General features: G+C 38.0%; 19 protein-coding genes. 6 read left to right on the plus strand and 13 right to left on the minus strand.

Translation table 11 applies throughout. From position 1 onward, the window contains the following. Window positions 1–2: 2 nt before the first annotated feature. Genes Q4597_RS08660 through Q4597_RS08670 form a run of 3 tightly spaced genes read left to right on the plus strand, consistent with a single transcriptional unit; the run spans window position 3 to window position 2276 of the window. Window positions 3–851: an ion transporter gene (locus Q4597_RS08660; protein WP_303405855.1), complete on the plus strand. Its 849-nt coding sequence runs from the start codon at window positions 3–5 to the stop codon at window positions 849–851. Next, entirely contained in the window at window positions 851–1792 is a 942-nt protein-coding gene (gene miaA, locus Q4597_RS08665) for a tRNA (adenosine(37)-N6)-dimethylallyltransferase MiaA (protein ID WP_303405856.1), read from the plus strand. Before Q4597_RS08660 ends, miaA begins: the two co-directional genes overlap by 1 nt. Beyond that, a complete protein-coding gene (locus Q4597_RS08670; protein ID WP_303405858.1) occupies window positions 1782–2276 on the plus strand; it encodes a gluconokinase in 495 nt (164 codons plus the stop codon). Before miaA ends, Q4597_RS08670 begins: the two co-directional genes overlap by 11 nt. A 50-nt stretch (window positions 2277–2326) precedes the next feature. On the opposite strand, the gene Q4597_RS08675 is transcribed toward Q4597_RS08670, so the two are convergent. From Q4597_RS08675 to Q4597_RS08735, 13 genes are all read right to left on the minus strand, one after another. Further along, window positions 2327–3037 (minus strand): response regulator transcription factor, encoded by a 711-nt coding sequence (locus Q4597_RS08675; RefSeq protein ID WP_215439062.1) that lies wholly within the window; start codon window positions 3035–3037, stop codon window positions 2327–2329. An 11-nt stretch (window positions 3038–3048) separates the two neighbouring features. After that, entirely contained in the window at window positions 3049–4632 is a 1584-nt protein-coding gene (locus Q4597_RS08680; RefSeq protein ID WP_303405860.1) for a sensor histidine kinase KdpD, read from the minus strand. Window positions 4633–4715: 83 nt separating this feature from the next. Next, window positions 4716–5303 carry a dephospho-CoA kinase gene (gene coaE, locus Q4597_RS08685; protein ID WP_303405861.1) on the minus strand — a complete coding sequence of 196 codons (588 nt, stop codon included), beginning with the start codon at window positions 5301–5303 and terminating at the stop codon, window positions 4716–4718. After that, window positions 5300–6202 carry a YbbR-like domain-containing protein gene (locus Q4597_RS08690; RefSeq protein WP_303405863.1) on the minus strand — a complete coding sequence of 301 codons (903 nt, stop codon included), beginning with the start codon at window positions 6200–6202 and terminating at the stop codon, window positions 5300–5302. Before Q4597_RS08690 ends, coaE begins: the two co-directional genes overlap by 4 nt. A 66-nt stretch (window positions 6203–6268) precedes the next feature. Beyond that, entirely contained in the window at window positions 6269–7270 is a 1002-nt protein-coding gene (locus Q4597_RS08695; protein ID WP_303405865.1) for a glycosyltransferase family 2 protein, read from the minus strand. 123 nt (window positions 7271–7393) lie between these two features. Next, on the minus strand, window positions 7394–8206 hold the full coding sequence (locus tag Q4597_RS08700; RefSeq protein WP_303405867.1) for an enoyl-ACP reductase: 813 nt from the start codon (window positions 8204–8206) through the stop codon (window positions 7394–7396). A gap of 153 nt (window positions 8207–8359) precedes the next feature. After that, window positions 8360–10012: a DNA repair protein RecN gene (gene recN, locus Q4597_RS08705; protein WP_303405869.1), complete on the minus strand. Its 1653-nt coding sequence runs from the start codon at window positions 10010–10012 to the stop codon at window positions 8360–8362. Between the two features lie 55 nt (window positions 10013–10067). Beyond that, window positions 10068–10955 (minus strand): DUF4835 family protein, encoded by an 888-nt coding sequence (locus tag Q4597_RS08710; RefSeq protein WP_215439055.1) that lies wholly within the window; start codon window positions 10953–10955, stop codon window positions 10068–10070. Then, window positions 10948–12153, minus strand: a complete 1206-nt coding sequence (gene coaBC, locus Q4597_RS08715) for a bifunctional phosphopantothenoylcysteine decarboxylase/phosphopantothenate--cysteine ligase CoaBC (RefSeq protein WP_303405871.1) — start codon at window positions 12151–12153, stop codon at window positions 10948–10950. The genes Q4597_RS08710 and coaBC overlap by 8 nt, the downstream gene beginning before the upstream one ends. 3 nt (window positions 12154–12156) lie before the next feature. Further along, complete coding sequence (locus Q4597_RS08720; protein ID WP_197057960.1) at window positions 12157–12489, minus strand: DNA-directed RNA polymerase subunit omega; 333 nt, start codon at window positions 12487–12489, stop codon at window positions 12157–12159. Between the two features lie 12 nt (window positions 12490–12501). Next, window positions 12502–13326 (minus strand): outer membrane protein assembly factor BamD, encoded by an 825-nt coding sequence (locus Q4597_RS08725; RefSeq protein WP_246560469.1) that lies wholly within the window; start codon window positions 13324–13326, stop codon window positions 12502–12504. Between the two features lie 120 nt (window positions 13327–13446). Then, entirely contained in the window at window positions 13447–14334 is an 888-nt protein-coding gene (gene dapA / locus Q4597_RS08730) for a 4-hydroxy-tetrahydrodipicolinate synthase (RefSeq protein WP_303405875.1), read from the minus strand. Next, window positions 14334–14867 carry a DUF6913 domain-containing protein gene (locus Q4597_RS08735; protein WP_303405877.1) on the minus strand — a complete coding sequence of 178 codons (534 nt, stop codon included), beginning with the start codon at window positions 14865–14867 and terminating at the stop codon, window positions 14334–14336. The genes dapA and Q4597_RS08735 overlap by 1 nt, the downstream gene beginning before the upstream one ends. A 149-nt stretch (window positions 14868–15016) precedes the next feature. On the opposite strand from Q4597_RS08735, the gene Q4597_RS08740 reads away from it, so the two are divergent. The 3 genes from Q4597_RS08740 to Q4597_RS08750 are packed head-to-tail and all read left to right on the plus strand — an operon-like array spanning window position 15017 to window position 17118. Then, the gene (locus Q4597_RS08740) at window positions 15017–15736 is read left to right on the plus strand and encodes a 5'-nucleotidase C-terminal domain-containing protein (RefSeq protein ID WP_289040194.1); all 720 of its coding nucleotides are present in this window, start codon (window positions 15017–15019) and stop codon (window positions 15734–15736) included. 15 nt (window positions 15737–15751) lie between these two features. Further along, window positions 15752–16663 (plus strand): bifunctional UDP-sugar hydrolase/5'-nucleotidase, encoded by a 912-nt coding sequence (locus Q4597_RS08745; RefSeq protein ID WP_303405879.1) that lies wholly within the window; start codon window positions 15752–15754, stop codon window positions 16661–16663. A 2-nt stretch (window positions 16664–16665) separates the two neighbouring features. Continuing rightward, complete coding sequence (locus Q4597_RS08750; RefSeq protein WP_303405881.1) at window positions 16666–17118, plus strand: GNAT family N-acetyltransferase; 453 nt, start codon at window positions 16666–16668, stop codon at window positions 17116–17118.

Below are 17118 nucleotides of genomic sequence, written 5' to 3' on the forward strand. Positions count from 1 at the left end.
ATTTGAGAGAACATAAACCCGATAAAGGCTGGAAGCACAAGGTTCATGAAATTATTTATGAAGCGGATACTCCTTTGGGTAAATGGTTTGACATTTTGTTGTTTATCCTAATCATCATCAGTGTACTTCTGGTAATGTTGGAAAGCGTAAAATGGATTGATGCAGAATACCACCAAACCCTTTTTATACTGGAATGGGTGGTAACCATCCTCTTTACCATTGAATATATTGCTAGAATCATCAGCATAAAACAACCTAAGAAATACATTTTTAGTTTTTATGGAATAATTGATCTGTTATCTACTATTCCATTATATCTTTCCTATATTTTCGCAGGGTCGCAAGTACTTTTGGCCATCAGGTCATTACGTCTTTTAAGAGTCTTTAGAATCTTAAAATTGGTTCGGTTTTTAGGAGAGGCCTCTCAGCTTAAAAATGCATTAAAAGCCAGTAGGGCCAAAATAACCGTTTTTCTATTTGCCGTACTTATTCTATCTGTAATATTGGGTACGCTCATGTATTTAATAGAGGGAGACGAGGCCGGTTTTACCAGTATCCCTACGAGCATCTATTGGACTATAGTAACCCTAACTACAGTTGGCTATGGAGACATTGCGCCCATTACACCACAAGGGCAGTTTATAGCGACATTGATTATGTTGGTCGGTTATGGTGTAATTGCCGTTCCTACGGGTATTGTTACGGTAGAGTTTGGTAAAAGAGGACAAGAACAGAAAAAAGTAGGCAACAATCATTTTGTACACGTAAACACTCAAGCCTGCAGGAATTGTGCTAAAGAAGGTCATAGGGACGATGCCAGCCATTGTTATAATTGTGGAAGCGAGCTGTAATGGAAAAAATACTTTTATCCGTAGTAGGCCCAACCGCGATTGGCAAGACCAAACTTGCAATTTCCCTTGCACAGCATTATAATACCGAAATTATTTCTGCGGATTCCAGACAGTTTTTTAAAGAAATGAGAATTGGCACCGCTGTACCCACACCAGAAGAACTAAGTCAGGCCAAACATCACTTTATACAGCATATCAGCATTTTTGATTCGTATTCTGTGGGTGATTTTGAACGGGATGCCCTTCAACTGTTAGAAACCCTTTTCGAAAAAAACCATATAGTGGTCATGGTTGGCGGAAGCGGATTATATACCAAAGCCGTAACCGAAGGTTTGGACGACTTTCCAAAAGTAGACCTAAAAATACGTAAACAGCTTAATCAACATTTTGCCGAAAAAGGAATTGAATTCTTGCAAAAAGAACTTCAAGAAAGAGACCCCAAGTACTACGCATCCGTAGATTTAAACAATCCACATAGACTCATAAGAGCACTTGAAATTTGCATGGGTACTAACAGTCCCTACTCCTCCTTTCTATCAAAAAATAAAAAAAATCGTCCGTTTAAAACCATCACTATTGGTTTAGAAGCAGACCGCGCCCTAATTTACGACCGCATTAATCAGCGTGTAGACATTATGGTTAAGGAAGGCCTTATTGAGGAAGCTAGGCAACTTGATAAGCACAAAGAACTTAACGCGTTACAAACGGTTGGCTACCGAGAGCTTTTCAGTTATTTTGAAAAGCAAGAGAACCTTGATGATAGCCCAGAACATAATGACCTTAACTTTGCCCTAGAGGAAATAAAGAAAAATACACGCAGATTCGCAAAACGACAATTAACTTGGTTCAAACGAAACAAGGAGACCATCTGGATTCCTTATAATGCAGATTTTCAAGAATTGATAGCGATACTAAATAATACTATTTCAAATGAAAAGTAAACACCCCATAATATTCGTCATGGGCGTATCCGGCTCGGGAAAAAGTACAATTGGCAAACTCTTGGCCAAAGAGTTAAATTTAGGATTCTATGATGGGGATGATTACCATCCGGAAGCCAACGTAAAAAAAATGGCCGAAGGCAATCCGTTAGATGACAATGACCGCCAAGGCTGGTTAGAAAGACTGAATCTTCTAGCCATAGAAAAAAGTTATACAGGAGCAGTAATAGCCTGTTCCGCACTTAAAAATAAATACCGTACTATATTACAGAACGGCCTAGATAAGGAACTTCAGTTTGTATACTTAAAAGGAACTTTTGATGAAATTATGGAGCGTCTTTCACAGCGCAAAAATCACTTTATGCCCCCAGAATTATTGCGTTCCCAATTCAACACTTTAGAAGTCCCGAAAGAGGCAATTACAGTATCCATTATGCAGACACCCGAAGAAATTGTTGCTAAAATAATTAGCGATTTAAATTAAAAAAGCCCTGATATACAATATCAGGGCTTTTTATAAAATATGCAGTACTACTATACGTCCTCTTTTACCACTAAACGGAAACCTTCTCCGTGAATGTTCAAGATTTCGACCGTATCATCTAATTTTAAATACTTTCTTAGCTTAGCAATGTACACATCCATACTACGGGAAGTGAAATAGTTATCATCTCTCCATATTTTTGTCAATGCTAATTCCCTTGGCATCAAATCATTTTCATGAAGAGCCAAAAGCCTTAAAAGTTCATTTTCTTTTGGCGAAAGTTTAATAGCTTCCTCCTCTTTGTACTTTAAGAATCTGAGTTTAGAGTTTAAGTGGAAGTTTCCAATTTTAAATTCAAACTTCTTACTATCTGCCAATGTATTAGATGCTTTTCTTTGAAGAATAGCTCTAATTTTCATTAAAAGGACTTCAGAATCAAAAGGCTTGTTCAAATAATCATCAGCCCCTGCTTTATACCCTTTTAGAACATCTTCTTTCATGGTTTTAGCGGTCAGGAAAACGATCGGAACATTTTCATTCTTTTCACGAATTTCCTTTGCCAAGGTAAAACCGTCCTTATAAGGCATCATCACATCTAAAATACAGATGTCATAATTATCCTTTTTAAATTTTTCAAACCCCTCCATACCATTCTTGGCTAAAGTGACATCAAAATCATTCATTGATAAATAGTCCTTTAGCACAATTCCAAAATTGGGATCATCTTCTACTAAGAGTATTTTTTTATTAATTGTTTCCATAACTTGTTGAGTTAGATTAAAGGCAATTTTATATAGAAAGTACTTCCCTTTCCTTTTTCACTTTCTGCGTAAACTTCACCTTGGTGATCGTCTACAATCTTTTTTACATATGCCAACCCTAGGCCATGCCCCTTAACATTATGTAAATCTCCCGTGTGTTCACGGTAGAATTTTTCAAATACTTTTTTGACCACGGCTTTGCTCATCCCAGCTCCTTGGTCTTTTATTTCTATTACAATATAATTCTTGGCTACCTCTGTATATATATCTATATGTGGTGCCTTAGTTGAATATTTAATGGCGTTATCCAGAATATTTACGATAACGTTCGTAAAATGCATTTCACTGGCCAAAACCTCAGTTCTACCTGCGTTTAAATGCGTTTCTATATATCCGCCTCTGTCAGATACAATCAACTCTACGTGGGCAATTGCATCCTCTATTATATCGTGAACATCTACCCTATCCTTACTAATATCCAACTGGTTCTTCTCCAATTTGGATATTCTCAATACGTTCTCTACTTGGGCATGCATTCGCTTGTTTTCCTCACGAATCATGGTCAAATACCTATCTACTTTTTCCGGGTCTCCTATTATTTTAGGGTTTCGGATAGCCTCTACCGCTAAATTGATAGTTGCAATAGGTGTTTTAAACTCATGTGTCATATTATTTATGAAATCGGATTTTATCTCCGAAATCTGTTTCTGACGTATAAGCTGATAAATTGCACCGGAATAAGCTATGACTATGACCAAAGTAAAAAGCAGCGACAACAGCGCCATTTTTATGATAGACTGAATCAAAAACTTCTTCTTCTTTGGAAAGGAAATCAAGAGCGAAAAATTGCTTGCTCCCTCACTATCCTTAAAGATAGCGGTTTCATACAGCATGTCCTTATCAAATTTGAATTTCCTAGACTTTACCTTGGTAGGAAGCCCTCTACTGTACACCCCATATTCATAATCAATATTAAGGTTCCTGTTCTTTAGCTCACGATTTAAAAGCAACTGAATTTCTTGATTGGAAACTCTTTTGTGGATAGGTACTTTCTTGGCGTATTCACTAAAAACGTCTTCAAATTGGGCCTTCTCTATTGCAGAGAGTCCACCAATTTTTTCAAGTTTTTGTACCGCATTCAGCTTATACTCCTTACCGTCCAATCCAAAATCTTCCTTAAAAATAGTTTTGGAACGCTTGCTCGTATAGTTTTTAATTGTGGCTACGGTATCGCTACCATTACCGTTATCAAAGAACGTAGATGCTATATTGTAATCTTCTTCTAAAATACCATGGGAATAAAACCGAATCTCATTGGAGTTTATATCACGGTCTATAAAAAAGATATTTCGTAAATGGGAACTTTTAGGCTCGCCTACACTATCTTTTATATTAATGTAGCGTTCAAAATAATCCTTTGTCTCTCTTTCCTCAATTTTATCCGACACTTCGTTCAAAACTTCGGACACTGTGTTGGAAAATTGTTCTTCCTTATCTTCTACAGACTGCTTTATCCACAAGAACTGAACAGATATTATTCCTATCAAGGAGAGACTCATCAACGCCACCAAAAGGACAAATAACCTCTTATTCATTTAAAAACAAAATTAAAGATTTAACAACTAGTAGATAGTAGGTTTAACCAAACCTTAACAAAAATGTTAAAACTGCGTGAGGCCTATATTTTATTAAGTATATCGCGATGCACATCTAAAACTTGAACCTTGGTTTGCTCTATGTTCTCGTTTTGGATAATATAGTTAGAAGCTTCTATTTTTTTAGCATCGTCCCATTGATTTTTCATTCGTGCTTTTATCCCTTCAACGGTATTGTCACCATCTCGTTGCATAACACGTTCTATTCTTGTCTCCTCCGGAGCGGTCACTAAAATGATACAATCATAAAAATCCTGTGAACCAATTTCGAAGATTATAGCCGCTTCTTGAATTACATATCCTGATTTTTGCTCCTTGGCCCAACCAATAAAATTTTGCCGTACCGCAGGATGAACTATGGCATTGAGGGCCTCTAAAAGTTCCTTGTTATTAAATACCTGCTGTGATACGTACGCCCGGTTCAATATTCCGTTAAGGTAAGCTTCTTCCCCTAACAAATCTTTAATGTTTTTGACCAATTCAGGGGACTCCTGCATTAAACTTTTGGCCCGGTTATCGGAATTGTATACCGGCACCCCCAACTCTTCGAACATTTTGGCAACAGTGGTCTTACCACTTCCTATACCACCTGTTAAACCTACAATGATCATTTTTTATTCAATATATATTCCACACTGGTTGTTTGCAGTTTTACGCTATGCAGACCACTTGGTTTTTTTCTTAATTCCAATTTAAGTTTTTTCCGGTTACCATCTCTTAACTGCCCATAATCTGCAATAACCTCAAAATCCGAAACTTCTAATTTTTTAAGGCGATCTAATTTGGCTTTACATATTACCCCTACTTCATCTGGAAACGTCTTTACCTCAATATTACCGGGAAAGTGAACCGTCTTAATCTTAACCTCAAAAACCTTTTCCGAAAAACGCGCAATTTTTGCAGTAAGCTCCACCTCGTTTGCAGAGTACATCGTGTTTTTTAGTTCTTCAGGTTTAAAAACCGCTACGATTTCAGAAAAATTGGTATCTAAATCTGGTAAAGTCATTTTATGGGTTCGGACCACATTTATAGTATCTATTTCCTTTGAAGGCCCCGTAATGGTAATGGAATCTGGTTTAACTTCCATTTTTCCGTCCAACAAATAGTTTCTGGCCATATTGACCTCTACATTTGGTCTAACCGGTACTTTCTTGGAAATAACGGCCAACATACCCACAAAAAGAGTGTCGGTTTCAATATCTATCAAAGACATTGATCCACTTAACTGTTTTTCTACTTGTTTTCTATAAATCTCTTGGGGAATATAAAATATGGAGTCCTTTTGTTTGGCATCCGCTAGGTCAATATCAATTTTTGCATGCTTAAAATTAAAACCTAAAAACTGAAACCCACCGGCCTTAAGCTTCACTTTTAGCTCACTATCCGTAGAACCCTTAAACAAATACCCTTCTGGAACGTTCACATATTCCAAATCAAAATTTGCCGTACTCACATAACTCCGTGAAAGGTTGTTTATGAGCCATATCAAGGTGGAAAAAAACAAAAACACTAAAAATATTTTTACTTTTCTCTTCTTAAGTGCCTTTTTTACAAAATCTACTACCTTGTTTATCAATTATTTAAAAAATAAATATGGAAACAATGTTTCCGGTTCCTTTTTGCTAAAGTTAAGGAAGATGGTCGATTTTAAAAAACCATATCCATATCCCATAAATTGAATGCTCACAGCCACCAAAGACAATAGAGCAACAGCCAAATTTCTATTCTTCAAAAATGAATCTATAAAAATGAGCGAAAAATATATAGTGTATAAATACAAGGGTAAGGGTATACCAACCGCCATAAACACCAAAGATGCCAAAAACCCCAAACAAAACAACGTTGGAAACCAATAAGTCATTTTTGATGTCTTAGGATGCCATTTGTTCAAAATAGGCCGTACACTACCAAATTTCTTCACCTGTATAAAAAACTTGTTCCAATCTATACGGCGTTTATGATATACGAATGCCTCAGGTATTAGTTTAGTATCATACCCTTTCTCCCAAATACGAAAGGTAAAATCCGGATCTTCTCCCGGATGAATTTTACCAAAGCCGCCTACGGTTTCAAATGCGGTTTTGGAAATACCCATATTAAAACTTCGCGGCTGGAACTTATCAACTGCTTTCTTATTACCACGAATACCTCCCGTGGTAAGTACCGATGTCATTGCATAGTTAATAGCCTTTTGTAAAAGACCAAAAGATTCATGCGCTGCATCCGGACCTCCAAAACAATGCACATAGTCCTTGTTCAAAGCGTTATGAACCGCTTCCAAATACCGGGGAGGAATCATACAATCCGAATCTACAATAAGAAAATAATTGCCCTTGGCACGGGCCATTCCGTAGTTTCTTGAATCACCAGGTCCTGAATTTGCCTTTTTATAGTACGATATAGAAAGTCTATCCTTAAAATCTTCCATCACCCTTTCTGAAGAAAGCGTAGAACCATCCTCCACAATCAGCACTTCAAAATCCTTTGAATAGGTCTGGTGCGTTAGGCTTTCTAATAGCTCCGTAATTTCATCGGGTCTATTATAAACAGGAACTATAAATGAAAAAGATAAATTCATGGGCTTTTTTACGGAAATTCTTAGGGCATTTTACATTACTTTTTCCGCAATGTAAAATGCCCAAAATTTATGCCGAAAACAAACACTTCGCCAGAATTAAATCTATTGAAACGTATTCTATTTCTACTCGGTAAAGTGCTCTATAACTTCTTGGCTAACCCCTGTATTGGAGAAACCTCCATCATGAAACAAGTTTTGCATGGTAACCTTTCTAGTTAGGTCAGAGAATAGGGTAACCGTATAATCCGCACATTCCAATGCTGTTGCATTTCCTAAAGGCGACATTTTTTCGGCATAGCTAATGAAGCCTCCAAAACCTTTAACACCTTGACCAGCTGTAGTTGGCGTAGGCGATTGAGATATAGTATTGACACGTACATTCTTTTCCTTTCCAAAGAAATAACCAAAGCTACGCGCTACCGATTCTAGATAGGCCTTATTATCCGCCATATCATTATAATCAGGGAAAACGCGCTGTGCCGCCATATAGGTCAAGGCAACAATGCTACCCCATTCCGCCATCGCATCGGCTTTATATAAGCTTTGCAATACTTTGTGAAAAGATAGGGCGGAAACATCCCATCCCTTAGTTGTAAAGTCGTATTTTTCATCTGTGTAAGAACGACCTTTTCTAACATTAATGGACATACCGATAGCGTGCAGTACAAAATCGATTTTTCCACCTAGAATCTCCATAGACTGGGCCACCAAGTTTGCTAAATCTTCTTCGCTAGTTGCATCGGCAGGAATAACCTGAGAACCTGTTTTTTCGGCCAAATCTTTAATTTGCCCTAAACGCATGGCTACGGGTGCATTGGTCAAAACAAAAGTACCGCCTTCTTCATGAATGCGTTCTGCTGTTTTCCAAGCTATAGAATTTTCATCCAAAGCTCCAAAAATAATTCCTCTCTTACCTTTTAATAAATTATACGACATTGTGTTAGATTCTGTTGGTTGTTCTTAAAGCTTCAAAGATATTTAAAAAGTTGGCAACAAATAGTTGCCATGCGAAGAAAAAAACATTTATAGTCTTAAAATAGACCTTAAACTAATAATATAACCCCTGTAGTTAGGTACTAAACCTATATTCTAGTTCAAAAGTTGTCTTGCATGGGCCATTGCAGAATCAGAAAGTTCTTTACCCCCTAACATTTCTGCCAATTCCAGTACCCTTTCCTCATTGTTCAATTGCTTCATATTGGTTTTGGTTACAGCACCTTCCTCCTGTTTGTACACCTTAAAATGATGATCGCCTTTTGAAGCTACTTGAGGTAAATGGGTAATAGAGAACACCTGCATACTTTTGCTCATAGCCTGCATAATATCTCCCATTTTCCCGGATATTTCACCGGAAACACCAGTATCTATTTCATCGAACATAATGGTTGGCAAGTTTTCATACTTGGCCAAAATAGACTTTATAGTGAGCATAATCCTTGACAGCTCCCCTCCGGAGGCTACTTTTTTCAGCTCCCCGTAATCGCCACCTTTATTGGCCGAGAACAAAAATGTAAGGCCGTCCGCACCATTCGCTTTAAAATCATTTGCTTTAAAAAGTTCTATTTTAAACGTAGCACTAGGCATACCCAATGCTTTTAAAGAACTTTCTAATTGCTTTTTAAGCTCCGGCACTACTTTTTTACGTCTAGCCGTCAAGACATCGGCAGCTTTTTGCAGCGCTACTTTCTGATCCGCAAGCTCTTTTTCTTTTCTCTCTATATCCGCCTCAAGGTTTTCCGTAACGCTTACTTTTTCGGAGAGGTCTTCCCTGATCTGTAGCAGTTCGGAAACTTCTTGAACACCATGCTTTTTTTGTAAATCATATAGCTGCTGTAACTTGGTATTGGTCTCTTCCAATAATTGCGGATTGGCCTCTGTGCCTTCTTGGTAATTCTGAAGCTCGGAAGCTATATCATCAACTTCTATAAAAACCGATTGTATACGCTGGTTCAGATCTGCGTACTGACTGCCAAATCCGGATAATTTATTGGCCACTTGCTTCAACTCCGTAAGCAAGCTCACAATACCCACCTGCTCATCATTTAAAAGCTGGTGTCCGGACGATATAAGCTCCAATATATTCTCTACATTGTTCAGCTGCTCATACTGCTCCTCCAACTCTTCTTGCACCCCCAATTTTAAAGGTGCAGCCTGAAGTTCCTCTAACAGAAAACTATTATAATCATGCTCCTTGTTCGCTTCTTTTTGAAAATCAACAAGTTCTGACAACTCTTTTGAAGTAGTTCTATATAGGCGAAGTTTTGAAGCGTAATCTGTTAATTGAGCCTTGTTATCCGCAAGTGCATCTATAACTTTAAGTTGAAAATCATTATCCGTTAACTGTAATGTCTGGTGCTGAGAATGCACATCTATAAGACCGCTACCCAATCGCGAGAGAATATCCAATGTAACGGGAGAATCGTTGATAAAAGCACGGGATTTTCCACTGGGCTGTATCTCTCTTCGGATAATAGTCCGCTCTTCATATTCTAGGTCATTATCCTTAAAGAACGGTTTCAAATTGTATTTTTCAATTTGAAATTCAGCTTCTATAACACATTTATTATCCTTGTTCCGTAGCGAGGATAAATCGGCCCGTTTGCCCAGAACAAGGGATAAACCACCCAATAAAATAGATTTACCGGCACCGGTTTCGCCCGTAATACAGGTAAACCCATTGGTAAAGTCTACATTGAGATTATCTATTAATGCGTAATTTTTTATGGAAAGGTGTACTAGCACAGTTTTCTATTCGATTTATGCCGTAAAGATAATTGATAATTCCGTACGGAAACAACTAGTACTTAATATCGTTCCAAGTGCTGGAATATAATGGCGCTATACTATTAAGTGTTTCTTTTAACTGAACGATATCCACTTTTGGACCATCAGAGAAAATATTCTGAATCTCATCAGATTTGGCATCAAAAAAAGTCTGAACCAAAAAAGCATTGGGCCTACGCTTGATCATAGTTTCAAACAATTTCATAGTACCGGCAATAACCTGTTTTCCCGTGCTGTTGTTATCGCCTAAAATATCCAATCCCTTACGATGGTAGTTATACATGGCAATGCGATATTCGCGATACGTATTGGACAAAAGATTATCCACGAGCTCAAACCTACTGCGATCACTATTCTGATCCCAGCCAGCATAATTACTACTTTGTGCCTGTGTTGTAATTTGTTGTGCCTTTCTAAAATATTCCGTGCCGCCTTCCAAAGAAAAAGTATCTGCATCCAACCCTAAAATAATATACACGTAGTAAGACACCACACTAATTAAATTAGATTCGAATACGTTTTCATTGAACACCAAAGGTTGAAACTCTATATACTCAAAATTCAACTGATTGTCCTTGTAATTAAAAACAGGCGTTTCATAAGATGTATTAAAAACAGGCCGTGAAGATTGTATCTGGATGTTCCCTTCAAAACGATTGGATTCATACTTGGTAATGGTAATGAACATTTGCGTATTAATACGCTCATTTTCCTTGAAGGTACGATTCGTCCATTTATTCTTATTGACAAAATCGTTCAGAGACCGTTCTAACGTGCTAAATATCTGCTGATTGGTCTGCGATACCTGATCGGCGTTTATAGTAACAACACAGTTCATTTCCTGTGCCGATACGGACACCATAAAGAATGAACCTAAAAGTAAAAAAATGAAGTTACGCATGGTATCTTTTCAAGATTTCGTCAAAAATGTCTTTGGCCACCTCCGCCTTTGTCTTTAGTTCAAACGGCTTAATTGATGAATTCTTATCTATAAAAGTAATTTTGTTCGTAGGTTTTCCAAAACCAGCCCCTTTGTCGTTCAGTGAATTAAGAACAATTGCATCTAAATTCTTCTTTTTAAGCTTAATTTTAGCGTTCTCCAACTCATTTTCCGTCTCTAGAGCAAACCCCACTAAAAACTGTTTCCGCTTTTGATCGCCCAGTGAAAGCAAGATATCTTTGGTTTTTACCAATTCAATAGAAAACTCGGTTACCTTCTTCTTTATCTTCTGGTCTGCTACACTTTTTGGTCTGTAATCTGCTACCGCAGCGGCACAAATAGCAATATCTACCTCCTTATAATGTAAATGCACCTCATTGTACATTTCTTCTGCCGATGTTACTTTTTTTAGGTCTATTGATTCATGTGTGACCGAAAACTTAGAAGGTCCAGACACCAAGATTACTTCAGCTCCTAGATTAGCCGCAACCGAAGCCAGCTCATACCCCATTTGCCCGGAAGCGTGATTACCAATAAAACGTACAGGATCAATAGCCTCATATGTAGGCCCAGCTGTAATGAGCACTTTCTTTCCGCTAAGCGGAAGTCCCTTTTTTAAATAGCCCTTAACAAACCCTACAATATCTTCCGGCTCCGCCATGCGCCCTTCTCCATGGAGACCACTTGCCAGTTCCCCAGAAGTTGCTGGAATCATAACGTTCCCAAAAGACTGCAATTTCTCAAAAGAATTCTTAGAGGATGGATGCTTGTACATATCCAAATCCATTGCAGGCGCAAAGAAAACAGGACATTTAGCAGACAAATACGTAGCGAGCAATAAATTATCGCAGGTACCCGAAGCCATTTTAGAAAGGGTGTTTGCCGTTGCTGGAGCAACCAGCATTAAATCTGCCCAGAGCCCCAATTCCACATGATTGTTCCATTCTGTTGCATCCTCTTCTTTTTTCACAAAAGAAGAAAGCACTGGGTTCTTGGAAAGGGTTGCTAAGGTAAGTGGGGAAACAAAAGAACTAGCGCTCTCCGTCAAAATAATTTTGACATTGGCGCCAGCTTTAATCAGTAAACGTACGAGAAAAGTAGTTTTATAAGCGGCAATCCCTCCGGTAATGCCTAAAAGGATGTTCTTACCGCCTAGCATATACTACTGGTCTTTCTCCGTATTTCTGTGATAAATTTTGTCATTTAACCACTCCTCTACTGCTAGAGCATGTGGTTTAGGTAACTTTTCGTAGAACTTAGATACTTCAATCTGCTCTTTATTCTCAAAAACTTCCTCTAAGCTATCGCTATACGTAGCAAATTCCTCTAACTTTTCTAAAAGTTCTTTCTTAATTTCAGAATTGATCTGTACCGCTCTTTTAGCCGCAATTGAAATTGCTTCATAGATGTTATCCGTTGGACGGTCAAACTCATTTTTGTTGATCGTTACTGTGGACACTGGAGCGTTCGAATTCTTAAGATCGTTCATATTCATAGTCAAACTAATTTATTTTGCTTCTTTCTCTTGGGTAAAACCCTGTAATTGTAACTGTACTTTTTCAAGTATCTTATCTGCCTTATCGGCATATTTTGTTTTAGGGAACTGCTTTTTTAATGCGTTATAGTCGGCAATAGCTTCTTTTAAACGTTCTTCCTGCAATCTTTCAAAACTATTCAAGGCAAACCTTGAAGCAGATTCAAACCTATAGAACATGGCATCTTCACGATAAATAGATCCCGGGAAATCCGAAACAAAATTATCAAATGCTGCTACTGCAGGTGTAAGGAACGTATAATCAAACTGACCCAATTTATTAAACTGCTTGGCAATTTCATACGCCTTTAGTTCTTTTTTAGTTGTCAACTCCTTTGCCATTGCGTTCGCTTCGGCAAAATATTCAGAATCTGGATATGAGTTGATGAAAAGTTGCAATTTTGCCAAGGCCTTATCCGTATCCGTTTGATCCAAAGAATACGATGGCGAAAGTTCAAAATAACTTTTAGCTCCTAAAAAAGAAGCCTCCCCAACTTTATCACTTTTAGGGTAAGATTTCACAAAACGTTCAAACTGATAGCCCGCCATATTATAATCTTTCCTCTGGAAATAGGTATCTGCCAAGAAAAACATGACACGTTCGCCCTGGGGCTTACCAATATATTTAGGTGCTATTTGTTCAAAAAGACGATTGGCCCTTTTCATATCACCTTCCTCATAGAATTTCTGAGCCAGGTCATACTTGGGCTTAACTTCTTCATTTTTAAGTACCTTCTGATATTCGCTACATGACTGTGTCATAAGAGCGAGCAATAAGACAGGGGCTAATAACCTCATTTTAAAAAGCATTTTGCAAAATTACGGATTCCGAACGGATATAAAAAACAAAAAATAAAGTAGCTAAAATAGCATTCTAGAACCCTTGCACCAATGCTTTTGGGGAAGATTTAACACCACTTAGGCAAAAACCTTAAAAGGTTTTACAAAGTCTGCAATACTTTTTTTCAAGTTTTCGGAGGCTTCCATGAGCGGAAGTCTAACACTGGCACTGGCAAGACCTAAAACCTCAAAAATAGCTTTTATTCCCGCAGGGTTACCCTCTTGGAAAATCAATCCCATACCATCTTGGAGCCCGTAATGCTGTCTATAAGCTTCATCTACCTTACGGTCCAATCCCGATCTGATCATATTGGAAAACTCCACAGGTAATCCCTGGCCTATTACAGAAATAACCCCAGAGCCACCAGCAAGCACTGTAGCCAAGGCCGTAGCATCATCTCCTGAAATTACATGGAATCCCTTGGGACATCCTTTGATCAGCTCCTGTACTTGCATCAAGTTTCCGGAGGCTTCTTTAATAGCTACAATGTTATCTACATCATTAGCTAAACGTACAACGGTTTCCGGAAGCATATTGCTACCTGTCCTTCCTGGCACATTATAAAGTATAATAGGTTTTGGTGACACTTGGGCAATTGCCTTAAAGTGTTGATAGATACCTTCTTGTGTTGGCCTGTTATAATAGGGAGATACTGACAGAACAGCATCAAAATTGGTGAGGTCTAAATTCTGTAATTCCTCAATAACGGCAACCGTATTATTACCACCTACACCAACTACCAAAGGTAATCTGCCTGCATTGGCAATAGTAACCGTATCAATAACCAACTGTTTTTCGGCCTTAGTAAGTGTTACGGATTCACCAGTGGTACCTAATACCACCAAATAATCCACACCACCGTCCACACAGTAATTAACGATGTTATGCAAAGCATCTACGTCTACTGAAAAATCTGTTTTGAACGGAGTGATCAACGCCACACCTGTACCAATTAATTGCTTCATTATTCAATTTCGTTTAATACACCAAGGTATTTTTTAAGCTCCGATTTAAAGGTCTTAAAATCTTTCAATGGTGAATCCATTATCAAATCATTATACATAAGATCCACATCTTTGAAACCTACACGAAACCGGGCCCTAGTTTTTACGCTCATCAACTGTAGCAATAAATTATCGGAGGTATAATAGTTTACGAGCAAATCATACTCCCTACTTAAAAATTCAAGTGCGTAACTATTTTCTATAGCTCCGTTCCACCCAAGGTCCTTATCCGAAAAAACTGGGGTGGCATACGGCGAATTTTTGTCGTAATAACTTTTATAACCAATAATCTTTACCGCATTCGGTCGCAAATTATAATCTTCTACGAACGCATAAAACTGGTTCGCATCATCAAAACTGTCCAGATCTACAATGCAACCAATTGAAGTAATACCTTTACTTCTTTCAACTACCGGCGGATCTTTAGCCAGTTCTTGTTTCAGAAATTTAACGCTCGATTTGTATTTGAACTTATCTTTTATTCCCTTAAACATGTACTTTTACATTTTGAACCATTCTGGTATGCAAAAATGGAATGGCTTCTACAAATGTAAAGAATCTCCACACATAATATGGCGCTAAGATAAAACGAAATATGGTTTTAAAAATAAAACACTTTGTTATATTTACAACATTAACATTTTTGCATTCTTGCAGCGAGCAACACCCTACGCTTCAAAAAATAGATGCAAAACAAGTTCCTATTGACAATTCACTGGCAACTACAGAAAGCATTGAAACCCTCGTAAAGCCCTACAGGGAAAGGATAAACCATGTACTGGACAGCACTCTGGCCTACGCCCCCTATCCTATTTCCAAAACAGACGGAGCTCTCAACACCACTGCCGGAAACCTTATGGCGGACATTGTATTTTCCGAGGCTAATCCTATATTCAAATCAAGAACAGGACATTCAATTGACCTTGTTTTATTGAATCACGGAGGTATTCGCTCCTTAATATCAAAAGGAAACGTTTCTTCAAGAACGGCCTATGAAGTAATGCCTTTTGAAAATTCTATTGTTGTTGCAGAACTTAAAGGCAGTTCTATCCTAAAATTAGCGGCCTATTTAAGAGATTCCGGTCGCGCCCATCCCATTTCCGGGTTGCAACTGACCTTGGATGCGGAAAACGAAATAAAATCCATTTCCATACAAGGTAAACCTTTGGACCCAAACAAAGTATACTACGTAGCTACATCTAATTATTTAGTAAACGGTGGAGATAGTATGGTGTTCTTTAAGGAAGCCCTAAAAATTACAAATACCGATTATTTAATCAGAAATGCCATGATAGACTACTTTAAAAAAGTAGACACCCTTAAGCCCATTGTTGATAATAGGTTCATTAAACTACAAAAGTAAAAAAGACAAGCTTTTATGAACAGAAGGAAATTCATCAAAAATACTACGGCTTCCAGTGCCCTTGTGGGGCTGGGCGGACTTTCTCTAAGTTCTTGTTTTGGCGATGTAAAAAAGCATATTACCATTTTACACACCAATGATGTTCACAGCCATATAGACCCCTTTCCCACCGATCATTCTGAGTTTCCCAATTTAGGAGGATTGGCCAGGAGAGCTACCTTGGTTGATGCTATTAGAAAGGAAAACCCGAATACCTTGCTTTTTGATGCAGGCGATATTTTCCAGGGCACACCCTATTTCAATTTCTATGGTGGTGAGCTGGAATTTAAGCTAATGAGCATGCTTAATTATGATGCGGCAACTATTGGAAACCATGATTTTGACAATGGTATTGACGGCCTTTTGGCCCAAATGCCTAATGCCAATTTTGAGATGATCAATGCCAATTATGATTTTAGCAACACGGTCATGAACGGACAAGTGAAGCCTTACAAAATCTATACAGTTGATGGCATTAAAATAGGGGTTTACGGTCTAGGCATTGAATTGAATGGCCTAGTTACCAAAAAACTGTATAAAGAAACCCAATATTTAGAGCCTTTTGAAATAGCACAGGATACGGAACGTGCTTTGAAGAACGAGGAAAATTGCGATTTAATAGTATGCCTATCCCATTTGGGCTATGAATATAAAAACAAGCAAAAACCTCAGGATGTAACTCTGGCCGCCGCATTGGAATATACAGATTTGATTATTGGGGGCCACACCCACACGTTTCTAGACAAGCCTACTATCGTAGAGAATTTGTTGGGAAGAAATGTTTTAGTGAACCAAGTGGGGTGCTTCGGTATAAATCTAGGTAGAATTGATTTTTATTTTGATGGTTCGAAAAACAGCAATGCCACAGGTATATCCATAAATGTATAAGTATGATTAAAATTGAACGGACTACATACCAAAATGAACATTTTCCGGGCTTAGTGGCCAAGTTAGACGCCTATTTAAGCCAAACGGATGGGGACGAACATGAGTTTTATCATCAATATAACGGAATAGAAAATTTAAATCAGGTTGTTATTGCTTATATAAACGAAGTTCCCGTAGGCTGCGGAGCCATAAAAGAATTCAACCCTACTTCTGTGGAAGTGAAACGCATGTACGTTTCACCTGAGACCCGCGGAAAAGGTATTGCTACCCGTATCTTAACGGAACTAGAAAAATGGGCTGCAGAAACCGGATATGAAAGTTGCATCCTAGAAACAGGAAAACGTCAACCGGAGGCTATCGCTCTTTACAAAAAAGGCAATTATCAAGTGATTCCCAATTACGGCCAGTATGCGGGAATGGAAAATAGTGTATGTTTTAAGAAAGAGCTGACCTAA

The sequence above is a fragment of the Zobellia sp. 1_MG-2023 genome, from assembly GCF_030549125.1.
Taxonomy (GTDB): Bacteria; Bacteroidota; Bacteroidia; order Flavobacteriales; family Flavobacteriaceae; genus Zobellia; species Zobellia russellii.